At 66.1% G+C, this 13,888-nt stretch carries 13 protein-coding genes and 1 riboswitch; of the genes, 12 read left to right on the top strand and 1 reads right to left on the bottom strand.

Annotated elements, in window-relative coordinates:
- Positions 1-54 precede the first annotated feature (54 nt).
- Complete coding sequence (ligA, locus tag IWX78_RS06540) at positions 55-2,364, top strand: NAD-dependent DNA ligase LigA (protein WP_196832756.1); 2,310 nt, start codon at positions 55-57, stop codon at positions 2,362-2,364.
- Between the two features lie 3 nt (positions 2,365-2,367).
- Here ligA and IWX78_RS06535 read toward each other — a convergent pair whose 3' ends face one another.
- Positions 2,368-4,083 carry a long-chain-fatty-acid--CoA ligase gene (locus tag IWX78_RS06535; protein WP_196832674.1) on the bottom strand — a complete coding sequence of 572 codons (1,716 nt, stop codon included), beginning with the start codon at positions 4,081-4,083 and terminating at the stop codon, positions 2,368-2,370.
- Between the two features lie 105 nt (positions 4,084-4,188).
- Between IWX78_RS06535 and gatC the strand changes: the two genes are divergently transcribed.
- From gatC to IWX78_RS06480, 11 genes are all read left to right on the top strand, one after another.
- Positions 4,189-4,488, top strand: a complete 300-nt coding sequence (gene gatC / locus IWX78_RS06530) for an Asp-tRNA(Asn)/Glu-tRNA(Gln) amidotransferase subunit GatC (RefSeq protein WP_196832673.1) — start codon at positions 4,189-4,191, stop codon at positions 4,486-4,488.
- Positions 4,488-5,999 (top strand): Asp-tRNA(Asn)/Glu-tRNA(Gln) amidotransferase subunit GatA, encoded by a 1,512-nt coding sequence (gene gatA, locus IWX78_RS06525; RefSeq protein WP_196832672.1) that lies wholly within the window; start codon positions 4,488-4,490, stop codon positions 5,997-5,999. Before gatC ends, gatA begins: the two co-directional genes overlap by 1 nt.
- Positions 5,999-7,513: an Asp-tRNA(Asn)/Glu-tRNA(Gln) amidotransferase subunit GatB gene (gene gatB, locus IWX78_RS06520; protein WP_196832671.1), complete on the top strand. Its 1,515-nt coding sequence runs from the start codon at positions 5,999-6,001 to the stop codon at positions 7,511-7,513. The genes gatA and gatB overlap by 1 nt, the downstream gene beginning before the upstream one ends.
- Positions 7,514-7,575: 62 nt before the next feature.
- Entirely contained in the window at positions 7,576-8,190 is a 615-nt protein-coding gene (locus IWX78_RS06515; RefSeq protein ID WP_196832670.1) for a hypothetical protein, read from the top strand.
- A gap of 66 nt (positions 8,191-8,256) precedes the next feature.
- Positions 8,257-8,484: a hypothetical protein gene (locus tag IWX78_RS06510; RefSeq protein WP_196832669.1), complete on the top strand. Its 228-nt coding sequence runs from the start codon at positions 8,257-8,259 to the stop codon at positions 8,482-8,484.
- Positions 8,485-8,565: 81 nt separating this feature from the next.
- Positions 8,566-9,819, top strand: a complete 1,254-nt coding sequence (locus IWX78_RS06505) for a DNA polymerase IV (RefSeq protein WP_196832668.1) — start codon at positions 8,566-8,568, stop codon at positions 9,817-9,819.
- Positions 9,820-9,872: 53 nt separating this feature from the next.
- A complete protein-coding gene (locus IWX78_RS06500) occupies positions 9,873-10,232 on the top strand; it encodes a hypothetical protein (protein WP_196832667.1) in 360 nt (119 codons plus the stop codon).
- An 18-nt stretch (positions 10,233-10,250) separates the two neighbouring features.
- Positions 10,251-10,362: riboswitch (TPP riboswitch) on the top strand.
- Positions 10,363-10,387: 25 nt separating this feature from the next.
- Positions 10,388-11,038, top strand: coding sequence for an ECF transporter S component (locus IWX78_RS06495; protein WP_196832666.1), 651 nt, complete (start codon positions 10,388-10,390; stop codon positions 11,036-11,038).
- On the top strand, positions 11,035-12,537 hold the full coding sequence (locus IWX78_RS06490; RefSeq protein ID WP_196832665.1) for an ABC transporter ATP-binding protein: 1,503 nt from the start codon (positions 11,035-11,037) through the stop codon (positions 12,535-12,537). The genes IWX78_RS06495 and IWX78_RS06490 overlap by 4 nt, the downstream gene beginning before the upstream one ends.
- Positions 12,534-13,316: an energy-coupling factor transporter transmembrane component T family protein gene (locus IWX78_RS06485; RefSeq protein WP_196832664.1), complete on the top strand. Its 783-nt coding sequence runs from the start codon at positions 12,534-12,536 to the stop codon at positions 13,314-13,316. The genes IWX78_RS06490 and IWX78_RS06485 overlap by 4 nt, the downstream gene beginning before the upstream one ends.
- Complete coding sequence (locus IWX78_RS06480) at positions 13,309-13,878, top strand: ATP-binding protein (RefSeq protein WP_334684589.1); 570 nt, start codon at positions 13,309-13,311, stop codon at positions 13,876-13,878. Before IWX78_RS06485 ends, IWX78_RS06480 begins: the two co-directional genes overlap by 8 nt.
- The last annotated feature ends 10 nt before the right edge of the window (positions 13,879-13,888 follow it).

Here is a 13,888-nt window from a genome sequence, read left to right as displayed (position 1 = left end):
ACAGAGAGCACCGACACGACGAGCACAGGCAACGACGGCACGACCGCCCAGAGCATGCCTGCGCAGAGCACTCCGAAAAACCTCGAGACGGCTGCGGCCGAGGCTGCAGCGCTGACCACACGCATCCTCGAACTTCGCGACGCCTACTACGAGCAGGATGCCTCGCTCGTCTCAGACGCCGAGTACGACGGCATGATGCACCGACTCGAACAGCTCGAGCATTTCTTCCCTGAACTGCAGGGCCAGGACAGCCCGACGCAGACCGTCGGCGGGCGGGCGCAGGCTTCTCTGTTCGACCCCGTCACCCATGCCGAACGCATGCTCAGCCTCGACAACGTCTTCTCCGCAGACGAGTTGCGTGCGTGGGGCGAGCGGGTGGAACGGGCGTCCGGCCGGTCGGTCCACTACCTCACCGAACTCAAGATCGACGGACTCGCCGTCAACCTGCGTTACGAGAACGGGCGCCTTGTCAGTGCGGCGACGAGGGGTGACGGTGTCGTCGGAGAAGACGTCACCGAGAACGTCGCCGCGATCAGATCGATCCCGACCCGGCTTGCCGGCGAGGGGCATCCTGCCCTCGTCGAGGTGCGTGGGGAGATCTTTTTCCCCGTCGAGGCGTTCCGCGAACTCAACGAACTCCAGCTCGCTGCCGGCGAGAAGGTCTTCGCGAACCCGCGCAACGCGGCCAGCGGCAGCCTGCGCCAGAAGGCAGAGAGCAAGAACGCCGCCCAGCTGAAGCTCATGGAGAATCGGCTCGGGCGACTGCAGATGCTCGTACACGGGGTGGGTGCCTGGCCAAATCCACCGGTGTCAGCGCAATCAGAGGTGTACGGCGTGCTGTCGGAGTGGGGGCTGCCCACCTCGACCCACTACCGCGTCTTCGACACGATCGACGGCGTCGTCGGTTTCATCGAGCACTACGGCGAGAATCGGGCGAGCGTCGAGCACGAGATCGACGGCATCGTCATCAAGGTCGATGAGCTGGCGCTCCACGACGAACTCGGCGCAACCAGCCGGGCTCCCCGCTGGGCGACGGCGTTCAAGTATCCGCCGGAGCAGGTCAACACGAAACTGCTCGACATCGTGGTGAGTGTCGGCCGGACAGGTCGAGCGACTCCGTTCGCGCAGGTGGAGCCGGTGCGCGTCGCCGGGTCGACCGTCAGCCAGGCGACGCTCCACAACCAGGACGTCGTCAAGGCCAAAGGTGTTCTGATCGGTGACACTGTTGTGCTGCGCAAGGCCGGAGACGTGATCCCCGAGATCCTCGGCCCGGTGGTCGAGTTGCGAGACGGGACGGAGCGCGCGTTCGTCATGCCCGAGGACTGCCCGTCGTGTGGCACGCCGCTGCGCCCGGCGAAGGAGGGCGACAAAGACCTGCGGTGCCCGAACTCCCGATCTTGTCCTGCACAGGTGCGGGGTCGGGTCGAACATGTCGGGTCGCGTGGAGCTCTCGACGTCGAAGGGCTCGGGGAGGTCGCGGCGGCAGCTCTCAGCCAGCCGCTCGAACCGTCGAAGGCACCGCTCGCAGACGAGAACGGCGATGTTTCAGAAGCCGGCCTCTTCGACCTGACCATCGAAGACCTCTTCCCGGTGACCGTGACGGTCTTCGACTTCGAAACCGGGCTGCCCAAGCTCGGTGACGATGGCGAGGTCAAGCGGGTCACACCGTTCAGACGCAAACGCAACCTTCGCAAAGACGGTGCTTTCGACCCGGACGTGACGGAATTCGCCGGAAACGAGGGCTCCGTCCCGTCGAAGAGCGCCCTCGAACTCCTGCAGAACCTGCAGTCGGCAAAGGAGAAGCCGTTGTGGCGCATCCTGGTCTCGCTCAACATCCGTCACGTCGGCCCCGTCGCTGCCCGTGCCCTCGCCGACTATTTCGGATCGCTGGATGCCATCCGAGCAGCCAGTCGCGAACAGCTCGCCGAGACCGACGGCGTCGGTTCGATCATCGCTGACGCCGTTATCGACTGGTTCGACGTCGACTGGCATCGCCAGATCGTCGACCGCTGGACCGCAGCCGGAGTGCAGTTCTCCACCCCAGGGCACCCGGGGCCTGGTGCGGCTGCCGCGGGTGGAGGGGTGCTCGCCGGGGTCACCGTCGTCGCCACCGGCTCGCTCGACGGTTTCACCCGCGAGGGAGCGCAGGAGGCGATTCTCGCGGCCGGTGGCAAGGCGGCATCGAGTGTTTCGAAGAAGACCGACTTCGTGGCCGCCGGGCCGGGGGCAGGGTCAAAGCTCGGCAAAGCCGAAGAACTCGGCTTGCGGATCATCGACGCCGAACAGTTCGCGCTCCTCGTGACCCGGGGGCCGCGTGCGCTCGACGACGCATCCGAACCGGCCGGAGACGCCGACGCCGGTTGACGGTCAGCGAAGGATGTCTGCCTGGCGACCGGTCTCCTTCTGCAGCAGAACATCACGGACCTGCTTGCGCAGAACCTTGCCGATGAGCGACGTCGGCAGCGCCTCGATGGCGACGATCCGTCTCGGCACCTTGTACGGCGTGAGGTTGTCGCGGGCGAACTGTCTGATCGATTCCCTGTCGAGCTTCTCTCCTGGGCGGAGAACGACGGCAGCGGTCACATCTTCACCGGAGTGGGCGCTCGGCATCCCGACCACGGCGACATCAAGGATCGCCGGGTGCTGACGCAGGGCGTTCTCGACTTCCGTGGGTGCCACGTTGAATCCGCCGGTGATGATCAGTTCCTTGATCCGGTCGACGATGCTCACGAACCCATCGGCGTCCATCGTCGCGATATCGCCGGTGCGGAACCAGCCACCGTCGACGAAGGCCTCGCTCGTCTCATCGGGTTTGAGGTAGTACTCGGAGAACACCTGCGGCCCGCGGACGATGAGTTCGCCTGGGGCGCCAGGCTCGACGTCAACGGCCGGATTCTCGGGGTTCACGATGCGGACCTCGGTGCTCGGCAGCGGCAAGCCGACGGTACCGGCCTTGCGGTTGTCGGCGACCGGGTTGGCCATGAGCACCGGCGAGCACTCGCTGAGTCCGTAGCCCTCGATGAGATAGCCCCCGGTTGCCTCCTCGAACGGAACGACCAGTTCGTGGGGAAGCGCCATCGCCCCGGAGATGCCGATCTCCAGTCCGCTCAGCGACACACCTTTCTCCTTCGCCCGGGCGAGGAGCCGGTCGGCGATCGGTGGAACGGCGGGGAGGAAGGTCGGCGGATGTTTCTTCGCGGCGGCGAGCACGAGGTCGGGGTCGAATTTGGGGAACAGCACCAGTCGCGCCGCGAGGCTCATCGCGAAGGTGAGGCAGAGGGTAAGACCGTAGGCATGAAACATCGGCAACACCGCATAGACGGTGCAGCCTGCATGCGTGATCGTTGGCGTCCACGCACGAGCCTGAACCGCGTTCGCGAGCAGGTTCGCGTGGGTGAGGACAGCACCCTTCGGTGCGCCGGTGGTCCCGGACGTGTACTGGATGATGGCGACGTCCGTCGACTCGGGCAGGGGATGGAACGGATCGATGGTGCGCGACGCGCTGATCTTCGACCAGGGGATCGTTCCGTGAGTCTTCGCCGTCAACGCCTCGCGTGATTCGCGGGCTTTGGTGATCGGGAGCGCCAGGGCGAGTCGCGTCGCCGCCGGCATCGAGCGCGTGATGTCGACCGAGATCAGCGAACGTACCGCGATGTCCTCGGGGAAGTCCTGCACGGTCGCCACCACTTTGTTCCAGACGATCGCAACCCGGGCTCCGTGATCCTCGAACTGGTGGCGGAGCTCCCGCGGTGTGTACAGCGGGTTGTGCTCGACGACGACGGCGCCGAGTCGGAGGACCGCGTAAAACGCGACGATGTGCTCAGGGCAGTTCGGCAGCACGAGAGCAACCGGATCGCCCGGGGAGACGCCGAGTTCGCGAAGGCCCTCGGCGACGCGGCGGATCGCGTGCTGGAGTTGCCGGTAGGTCGTGGTGGTCCCGAAGAACTCCAGGGCGACCTGGGAGGGATACCGAGCGGCGGATGCATCGACCAGGTCGACGAGACAGCCGCGCTGAACGGGAATGTCGGAGGGAACATCGGCGGCGTAGCTGGACAGCCAGGGACGCGGAGAGGTGTCGGTCACCCGCCAACTCTAATCGGGGCGCCGCTCGTCGTCGCGCGCGCCGGAGAGCACCGGCATCGCCCAATAGAATGGGAGCACACCCCAGTACTTATGTGACGGAGTCCCATGTCTGAAATTTCTGAGGAGCAGGTGGCGCATCTGGCGAACCTCGCCCGCATTGCCCTCACTCCCGATGAGATCTCGAGTCTCACCACCGAACTCGACCAGATCGTCGACAGCATCGCGAAGGTGCAGCAGGTAGCGACGCCCGATGTTCCAGCGACGAGCCACCCGGTTCCGCTGTCGAACGTTTTCCGCCCCGATGTGGTCGGCGAAACGCTGACCATCGAGCAGGCCCTCGCGAACGCACCGGAACAGGCTGACAACCGCTTCAAGGTGTCAGCGATTCTGGGGGAGGAGCAGTAATGACCGACATCATCCGTCTCACTGCCTCTGACCTGGCGCAGAAGCTGCAGAGCCGCGAGATCAGCGCCGTGGAAGCCACGCAGGCTCACCTCGACCGCATCGCCGACGTCGACACCGACGTTCACGCCTTTCTGCACGTGTCTGACCACGCACTCGGGACTGCGCAGCGCATCGACGAACGTCGTGCTGCCGGTGACGAATTGGGCCCACTCGCCGGTGTGCCGCTCGCCGTCAAGGACGTGCTCGTGACCACAGACATGCCGTCCACCTCGGGAAGCAAAATCCTCGAGGGCTACATGTCGCCGTTCGACGCCACGGTCGTCACCCGGGCACGCGCCGCCGGGCTCGTTCCGATCGGCAAGACCAACATGGACGAGTTCGCGATGGGGTCGTCCACCGAGCACTCGGCATACGGACCGACCCGCAACCCGTGGGACCTCGGCCGGATTCCTGGCGGATCGGGTGGAGGCTCCGCGGCGGCCGTTGCCGCGTTCGAAGCCCCCCTTGCGCTCGGCAGCGACACCGGCGGATCGATCCGCCAGCCCGCACACGTCACAGGAACCGTCGGTGTGAAGCCGACCTACGGTGCGGTGAGCAGGTACGGTGCGATCGCCCTCGCGTCGAGCCTCGACCAGGTCGGTCCCGTCACTCGAACGGTCCTCGACGCCGGACTTCTGCAGGACGTCATCGGCGGACACGACCCGTTCGACTCCACCTCGCTCACCGACGTGTGGCCATCAATGGCGGATGCCGCCCGTGACGGTGCCCGAGGCGATGTGCTCACTGGCCTCAAGGTCGGGGTCGTCCGCGAGCTCTCCGGTGAAGGCTTCCAGGCCGGGGTCCAGAGCCGGTTCGACGAAACGGTCGCCCTGCTGCAGGGGCAGGGCGCTGAAGTGGTCGAGGTCTCCGCTCCCCACTTCGAGTACGCCGTCTCGGCCTACTACCTCATCCTCCCGGCCGAAGCGTCCTCCAACCTGGCGAAATTCGACTCGGTCCGCTTCGGAATGCGAGTGCAGCCCGAGGGCGGCGGCACCGTAGAACAGGTGATGGCCGCAACGCGCGAGGCCGGTTTCGGCCCCGAGGTCAAGCGTCGTATCATCCTCGGCACGTACGCCCTGAGCGCCGGCTACTACGACGCGTATTACGGCAGCGCACAGAAGGTCCGCACGCTCATCCAGCGCGACTTCGAGACCGCGTTCGCGCAGGTCGACGTGCTCATCAGCCCGAGTGCTCCCACAACCGCGTTCAAGTTCGGCGAGAAACTCGAAGACCCGATGGCGATGTACCTCAACGACATCGCCACCATCCCGGCGAACCTCGCCGGGATCCCCGGCATCAGCGTCCCGATCGGCCTCGCGCCGGAAGACGGTCTGCCTGTGGGCATCCAGATCATGGCGCCTGTGCGTGAAGACGCCAGGCTCTACCGCGTCGGCGCAGCAATCGAAGCACTGCTCGAGCAGCAGTGGGGTCACACGTTGATCTCGCAGGCTCCGGCACTGGGAGGTAAATAATGGCGAAAGACGCCCTGATGGACTACGACAAGGCCCTGGAGCTGTTCGAGCCGGTGCTCGGCTTCGAGGTGCACGTCGAGCTCAACACGAAGACCAAGATGTTCTCCCACGCTCCGAACGAGTTCGGATCTCTCGCGAACACGAATGTCTCACCGGTGTGCCTCGGGCTTCCCGGCGCGCTCCCGGTGGTCAACGAGCAGGCTGTGCGCTACTCGATCAGCCTGGGTCTCGCGCTCGGCTGCTCGATCGCGCCGTCGTCACGGTTCGCCCGCAAGAACTACTTCTATCCTGACCTGGCGAAGAACTACCAGATCTCGCAGTTCGACGAACCGATCGCCTTCGGCGGATCCGTCGACGTCGAGCTGCCGAACGGCCGTCTCGTGACGGTGTCGATCGAGCGTGCGCACATGGAAGAGGATGCCGGAAAACTGACCCACGTCGGTGGTTCGACCGGCCGCATCCAGGGTGCCGAGTATTCACTGGTCGATTACAACCGGGCCGGTGTGCCTCTGGTCGAGATCGTCACCGACATCATCTACGGCGCCGAAGCGGATGCTCCTGAGCTGGCGAAGGCGTACGTTTCGACGATCCGCGACATCGTGGTGTCGCTGGGGATCTCGGACGCGAAAATGGAACGCGGCAACCTGCGTTGCGACGCCAACATCTCGCTCCGGCCACGCACGCCGGAGGGACAGCTACCTGCGCCTCTCGGCACCCGCACGGAGACGAAGAACGTGAACTCCCTGCGTTCCGTCGAACGCGCCATCCGTTACGAGATCCAGCGCCAGGCAGCCATCCTTGCGTCGGGCGGAACGATCACCCAGGAGACTCGTCACTGGCACGAAGACACCGGTCGCACCAGCGCCGGTCGTCCGAAGAGCGACGCAGACGACTACCGCTACTTCCCCGAGCCTGACCTGCTCCCTGTCGAGCCGAGCGCCGAGCTGATCGCGGAACTGCGCGCGGCGCTGCCCGAACCGCCCGCCGCCCGCCGACGCCGACTCAAGGCTGATTGGGGGTTCACCGATCTCGAGTTCCAGGATGTCGTCAACGGCGGACTTCTCGTAGAGATCAGCGAGACGGTCGCCGCCGGCGCCTCGCCCGCGGCCGCCCGGAAATGGTGGACGGGGGAGATCAGCCGGGTGGCGAACGCGAACGGCGTCGAAGCATCTTCTCTCGTCTCCGCCGAGAACGTCGCCGGTCTCGCTGTACTCGTCGACAACGGCACACTCACCGATAAACTCGCCCGCCAGGTTCTCGAGGGAGTCATCGCCGGTGAGGGGACCGCACAGGAGGTCGTCGACGCCCGCGGGCTCGCGGTCGTCTCGGACGATGGTGCCCTGATCGCCGCCATCGATCAGGCACTGGCCTCCCAGCCCGACGTCCTCGAGAAAATCCGCGACGGCAAAGTCCAGGCCGCCGGCGCCGTGATCGGCGCGGTCATGAAAGCCATGAAGGGCCAGGCCGACGCGGCCAGGGTCCGGGAACTCGTGCTCGAGCGCGCAAACAGCTGATCGTGGGGGAGGTGTTGTCCGATCATCCGGATGGCGCCTCTCCGCCTCTGTTGCGACCCGAAATGCGGCAGTACGATGCTGCCATGCTCGTCGAGGGTTCGATCCGATGGCAGATCACGGAGGACTGCCCCTGGGATCTGCTGCTCGCCCTCGCGTTCCGCGATCTCGGCGGCCTGACGGATGTCTGTGAGGAACAGATTCCGCCGGTCGACCCGCCACTGACACCCGTCGACATCGCAGGTCTTGATCGCGACGCTCTCGCCGCGCAGTGGCGTGGCTGGTGGGCCGGGATCGTGCGTCGTGCCACGCGCCCGTTCATCAGCCAGGTGAGACCGCCGCACTTCGAAGTGTTCGATCGCGCGCTCGAACTGCAGGAGTTGGTCTATCTGAGTTACGACCAGGCCATGATGTGGGCGGAGGAACGGCATGACGAATACCAGCGTGCGGTCGACGCGCGTGCACACCCGCTTGCCGATGCGTACGAACTCGTACAGCGGCGCCAGTTCGAGTTGCGGCGACAAACCGGCTCGTTCCGCCTGGACCTCGAAGTGCTCCCGGTGCGGGATGCCGGGGCGTGGGTCGTCGCTCCGGACACGGTGATCATCAGCGAGCGGCTTCGCGATAATCCGCGGGCGTTCAAGGAGTGGCTGACCCCGGTCGTGATCGCTCTCGTCTGAGTGGCGTCGATGGCGCCGAACGCGCTCGCCCAGCCCAGGGACATGCGTCCGGTCTAGGCTGGGAGCATGAGCACTCGTGACGCCGCCAGCGGTATCAGTACCCGTGCCTGGGTTCTCGCCGGGGTCTACTCCGCCGTGGTCCTGGGCGCCGGAATCTGGGTGACCGTCGCCACCGGGCAGTGGTTCGTTCTTCTGCTGGCGATCGGGCTGACCGCCCCCGTCGAAGTGCTCCTGCTGAGCAGGCACCGCCGTCGCGGAGTCTCGATCCGACCGCCCGCGAGCAAGCGAAACTAGCTTCGATTCCTCACCGACCCGGCAGGCTGCGGCATCGAACAGATGTCTGTATTCTGGAAGCAACGGCGGAAGATTCGAACAATGAGCAGGCAAGACGGCAGCGCGAGGCAGGTGACCACCGACCTCACGAACGATGAGGGTGCCCACATCCTGCACATCGACATGGATGCGTTCTTCGCGTCGGTCGAGTTGCTCGATCATCCTGAGTTGCGCGGAAAACCGGTGATCATCGGGCATGCCGAGGGGCGGTCTGTTGTCACCAGCGCCACATACGAGGCTCGGCGCTTCGGGGTCGGTGCCGCGATGCCGGTGTCCAAGGCGCTGCGGCTCTGCCCTCAGGCAATCGTGCTCCCTCCGCATCATGAGCGGTACACCGACTATTCCAGACGGGTGATGGCGATCTTCCGTGATGCGACACCCCTCGTCGAGCCGTTGAGCATCGACGAAGCGTTTCTCGACGTCTCGGGCGCGCGGAGGCTTCTCGGTACGCCCGCCACCGTCGGAGCGCTCATTCGTGAACGCGTCGAGCGCGAAACAGGCCTGACCTGCTCCGTTGGCGCCGCTGCGACGAAGTTTGTCGCGAAGGTCGCCTCCGGTCGGGCCAAACCCGACGGTCTCCTGGTCGTCCCCCCCGCCCAGACGCTGGAGTTCCTGCATCCGCTGTCGATCCGCGCGCTCTGGGGTGTTGGCGCGAAGACCGAAGAAGCGCTCCTGCGGATCGGTCTGCACACCGTCGGGGACGTCGCGGCAACCCCGCTCACGACGCTGCGCAAGGCGGTTGGAAATGCCACCGGTGTCAAATTGCACGAGCTCGCGCAGGGCCGCGACACCCGATCGGTTGTGACGTCGACGGCTGAGAAGAGCATCGGTCACGAGGTCACCTTCCACGAAGACATCACTGATCCCACTCGGTTGCGACTCGAACTGCTCAGACTGGCGGATCAGGTGGCTGTAAGGCTGCGCAAGGCGGGACTCTCGGCGCGTACGGTCGCGATCAAGATCCGGTTCGACGACTTCACGACCCTCACCCGTTCGCACACACTGGCCGAGCCGTCAAACGTCGGCCGACGACTCTACGAAGAAGCCAACGACCTCTTCACCGCGCTCGGGATCGAGGGTCGCCCCGTCCGCCTCGTCGGTGTGCGGGCCGAGCAGCTTCTCGACGGCGACGGGGTGATGGCGTCGCTGTGGGACCCGGATGAAGAATGGCGGGATGCCGAAACGACGATCGACTCGCTGCGCGCCCGTTTCGGGGGCACGGCGGTCCGCCGCGCATCGATGCTCGGCCGCGGGCGGGGCGAGACCGCCGGGGGAACCCGGGCACCGCGGGACTGACTTCCGGGCGCAACCCCTTTGCTCGGTCCGTGCGGCCCGATAGCGTTGCGGGTATGACAAAACTTGCACTCGAACTGGCCGATAAGTTCAAAGCTGTCGGAGTGACCTCCGTGTACGGAGACCCCGTCGACATCGACGGCGAGAAGCTCGTTCCCGTCGCTCTCGCCTGGTACGGCTTCGGTGCCGGAGAAGGAGAAGGCGAGGGAGACACCTCCTCGAAGACCGTGTCGGGAACCGGTTCGGGCTCCGGCGGTGGCGGTGGCGGGTTCGCGCTTCCGATCGGTGCCTACGTGAAGGGTCGCGAAGGGCTGCACTTCGAACCGAACCTGGTTTCGCTCGTCGCTGTCGGCATCCCGTTCATCTGGGTTGTCGGCAAGGCGCTGTCTTTCGTCATCAAAGCGCTGAAGAAGTAAACCCATCGGATAGACTGCACGCAGTAACACGGGAGTCCGGTGAACCGGGCTGAGAGGAAGATTCCATAATCTTCGACCGTCGAACCTGATCTGGGTCATGCCAGCGCAGGGAGGCAACTCATCTCACTACCCGTGCCCACAGAAGGGCGCGTATCGTGCATTCAACTCTTTCTCCAGCTCCGGCGACGACCACAACGGCGAAACCGAAGCGGAACCTCCGCTGGCGTGTCGTCGACATCGTCGTGGCCAGCGTCGTCGGCGTAGCCGCAGGTGTCATTTTCTGGGCCTGGGGTCTCGCCTGGGGCCCGCTGAGCTCGGCCCTCGCCTTCACCCCGGGTCTCGCCGGGCTGCTCGCGGGAGGCTGGCTCTTCGCCGGTGTGCTCGGCGGGCTGATCATCCGCAAGCCGGGTGCCGCTCTCTACACGGAACTCGTGGCTGCGGCGGTCTCGGCCCTGATCGGTACGGTGTGGGGCTTCGAGACCCTGATCTGGGGACTCGTGCAGGGGATCGGCGCCGAAATCATCTTCGCGTTGTTCTTCTACACCAACTGGCGGCTCGGCGTCGCCCTGCTCGCGGGTGCATCGACCGGGCTCGCCGTCGGACTGCTCGACACCACGTTCTCGAGCTACGCCGCCCTGGAGGTGAGCGTGAAGGTGACGTACGTCATCAGCGCCATCGTCTCGGGTGTCCTGATCGCCGGCCTCCTGTCGTGGCTCGCCGTCCGGGGTCTCGCGGCGACCGGCGCACTCAGCCGCTTTGCCTCGGGCAAACAGGCCAGAACGATCGCGGATGCCGGCGGTCGATGACCGGCGGCTCATTCGCCCGCCCGGTCCCTGGTGCGCAGGTGCGGATCAGGGACTGGGGCTGGCAGCACGCCGGGCGGCGGGCTCCGGCTGTGTCCTCTCTCTCTCTCGACATCGAACCGGGGGAGCGCGTGCTGCTGCTCGGAGCATCCGGAGCGGGTAAATCGACACTTCTCCAGGCTCTCGCCGGGGTGCTCGGTGGGGAGGAAGAAGGCGACGAAACCGGTTCGCTGCTCCTTGATGGCCGACGACCGTCCGACGTGCGAGGGCGGGCCGGTCTCGTGCTGCAGGACCCGGACTCGCAGATCGTGCTCGCCCGCATCGGCGATGACGTCGCGTTCTCCTGCGAGAACCTCGGGGTCCCGCGCGACGAGATCTGGAGCCGTGTGCGCTGGGCGCTCTCAGCTGTCGGACTCGACTTGCCGCTCAGCCATTCCTCATCGAGCCTGTCCGGTGGACAGAAGCAGCGACTGGCCCTCGCCGGGGTCCTCGCGATGCGACCCGGTCTGCTCCTGCTCGACGAACCGACGGCGAACCTCGACCCAGACGGTGTCCGCGACATCCGCAACGTCGTCGATCGCGCAGTGGCGGAGACCGGTGCGACACTCGTGGTCGTCGAGCACCGTGTCGCGGTGTGGCAGGACGTCGTCGATCGGGTCATCGTGCTCGACCCGGCAAGCGGGGTGCTCGCTGACGGACCGGCGGCCGCGGTCCTCGAATCCGAGGGCGCGCGTCTCGCCGCTGCCGGTGTCTGGGTTCCCGGGATCCCGCCTGTTGTCGCTCCACGCACGAACCGGCGTGCGTCCGGCCCACCGCTGCTCAGCACCCGAAAGCTGTCGGTCGGCCGAACCCCGTTCGGTTCGACATCGCCCACCGTTGCGGCATCCTCCATCGACCTCGTGCTCACTGCAGGCACGGGAACCGCGATCACCGGACCGAACGGAGCGGGGAAGTCGACACTCGCACTGACGCTGGCCGGACTCCTGAAACCCGTCGGAGGAACCGTTGCCGCAGACACGAGCCTGGCGAGAGGGTTGGGTCCCAGCCCGATCGACTGGAAATCACGGGACCTGCTGACGAGACTCGGCACGGTCTTCCAGGAGCCTGAACATCAGTTCCTCGCGTCCACTGTGCGCCGTGAACTGGCGATCGGTCCAGCCGCGTTGAAGCTCGGCGATCGCGAGGTAGGCTCACGGGTCGACGATCTGCTCGACCGGTTGCGCCTCGTCCATCTGGCCGACGCCAACCCGTTCACGCTGTCTGGTGGAGAGAAGCGTCGGCTCTCGGTCGCGACAGTGCTTGCAACCCGCCCCCGAATTCTCCTCCTTGACGAGCCGACTTTCGGGCAGGATTCCGTCACCTGGGGCGAACTCGTCTCACTGCTCGGTGAACTGGTCGATGAGGGAAGCTCAGTCGTCACCGTGACCCACGACCTTGCGCTCGTGGCGGCATTCGCCGACACGGAACGTGTTCTCGGACCCGGGTCCCAGGTGCGCGCATGAGTGCCCTTCTTCCCGAGATTCGGGATTCCGCGATCGCGAGAGTCAATCCAGTGGCCAAGCTTGCCGTCGCGGTATTTCTCAGCGTCACGCTGCTGCTCTCCATCGACGTCGTTTCGGCATCCGTGGCTCTCGTCCTGGTCGGGATTCTCCTGTTCTGGTCGGGGCTTGATGCCCGCCAGTTCTGGTTGCGCACCGCGCCGCTCTGGCTGGCAGCACCGTTCGCCGGCCTCACCACGGTGCTGTACGGCGAGGACAGCGGAGAGGTGCTCGCGTCCTGGGGCTTCGTCTCGGTCACCGAGGGTTCACTCACGCTGGGGCTCGCGATCACCCTCCGCGTGCTCGCAATCGGATTGCCGAGCATCGTGCTCTTCGCCACCACTGACCCGACCGATCTGGCTGACGGTCTGGCTCAGGTCCTCCGTCTGCCTGCACGGTTCGTTCTCGGCGGGCTCGCCGGGATGCGAATGATCGGGTTGTTCATCGATGACTGGCGCGCCCTGGGTCAGGCTCGTCGGGCGCGAGGGGTCGGCGACGCCAACATGCTGCGTCGGTTGGGAACCCAGGGATTCGCATTGCTCGTGCTCGCCATCCGCCGGGGCAGCAAGCTGGCGACGGCGATGGAAGCGCGCGGGTTCGGTTCAGACCTTCCCCGCACCTGGGCGCGACCGTCGCGGTTCGGCGTCGCTGAGGCAATTCTCATCGTCATCGGGGTCGCCATCGCCGTCCTCTCCGTCGCCGCTGCGGTCGTCGCAGGGAGCTGGAGCTTCGTCCTTGACTGATGACCGGAGTGCTTCCGCCGTCGAGGTCGACCTCGACGGAGCCGTCGCGCGTATTCTCCGCCGGTGTAGCGGCCCGGCAGACACGGTCGTCATCGACGGCCCGAGCGGCGCCGGAAAATCGACTCTTGCTGATGCGCTGATCGCTCAGTGGCCCGGTGCGGTCACGCTGGTGCGGATGGACAACATCTATCCAGGGTGGGGTGGACTCGCTGCGGCGAGCGAGCACGTGCACGAGCACCTGCTCGAGCCCCGAATGACCGGCGGCGATTCCCGTTGGCGTCGTCATGACTGGGAGAGTGGGTCCCCGGCCGAGTGGCATCCTGTGCCGGCGAATCGCGCGATGATCCTCGAGGGCTGTGGGGCGCTGAGCCGTCTCAGTGCCTCGCTGGCGACCGTGAGAATCTGGCTCGCGGCTGACGATGTTGTGCGCAAGCAGCGGGCGCTGGCGAGGGACGACGGGGGCTTCGATGCGCACTGGGACGACTGGCAGGAGCAGTTCGTGCGGTTCGTGACGGCAGAGAACCCGGAGGCCGTTGCAGATATCCGACTCCGCCTCGCCTGAGGCGGGTCGA

Source organism: Mycetocola sp. CAN_C7 (assembly GCF_015752285.1).
Classification (GTDB): domain Bacteria; phylum Actinomycetota; class Actinomycetes; order Actinomycetales; family Microbacteriaceae; genus Mycetocola_A.
Note: the sequence above shows the minus strand (reverse complement) of the source record. Positions and strands in the feature narration are given on the sequence as shown.

What these genes read in the sequence shown, in the direction of transcription:
- IWX78_RS06490 (WP_196832665.1), top strand. Translation starts at nt 11,035, where the DNA reads ATGACCGGCGGCTCATTCGCCCGCCCGGTCCCTGGTGCGCAGGTGCGG.
- IWX78_RS06515 (WP_196832670.1), top strand. Translation starts at nt 7,576, where the DNA reads ATGCGGCAGTACGATGCTGCCATGCTCGTCGAGGGTTCGATCCGATGG.
- IWX78_RS06500 (WP_196832667.1), top strand. Translation starts at nt 9,873, where the DNA reads ATGACAAAACTTGCACTCGAACTGGCCGATAAGTTCAAAGCTGTCGGA.
- gatC (WP_196832673.1), top strand. Translation starts at nt 4,189, where the DNA reads ATGTCTGAAATTTCTGAGGAGCAGGTGGCGCATCTGGCGAACCTCGCC.
- IWX78_RS06485 (WP_196832664.1), top strand. Translation starts at nt 12,534, where the DNA reads ATGAGTGCCCTTCTTCCCGAGATTCGGGATTCCGCGATCGCGAGAGTC.
- gatB (WP_196832671.1), top strand. Translation starts at nt 5,999, where the DNA reads ATGGCGAAAGACGCCCTGATGGACTACGACAAGGCCCTGGAGCTGTTC.
- gatA (WP_196832672.1), top strand. Translation starts at nt 4,488, where the DNA reads ATGACCGACATCATCCGTCTCACTGCCTCTGACCTGGCGCAGAAGCTG.
- ligA (WP_196832756.1), top strand. Translation starts at nt 55, where the DNA reads ATGCCTGCGCAGAGCACTCCGAAAAACCTCGAGACGGCTGCGGCCGAG.
- IWX78_RS06510 (WP_196832669.1), top strand. Translation starts at nt 8,257, where the DNA reads ATGAGCACTCGTGACGCCGCCAGCGGTATCAGTACCCGTGCCTGGGTT.
- IWX78_RS06505 (WP_196832668.1), top strand. Translation starts at nt 8,566, where the DNA reads ATGAGCAGGCAAGACGGCAGCGCGAGGCAGGTGACCACCGACCTCACG.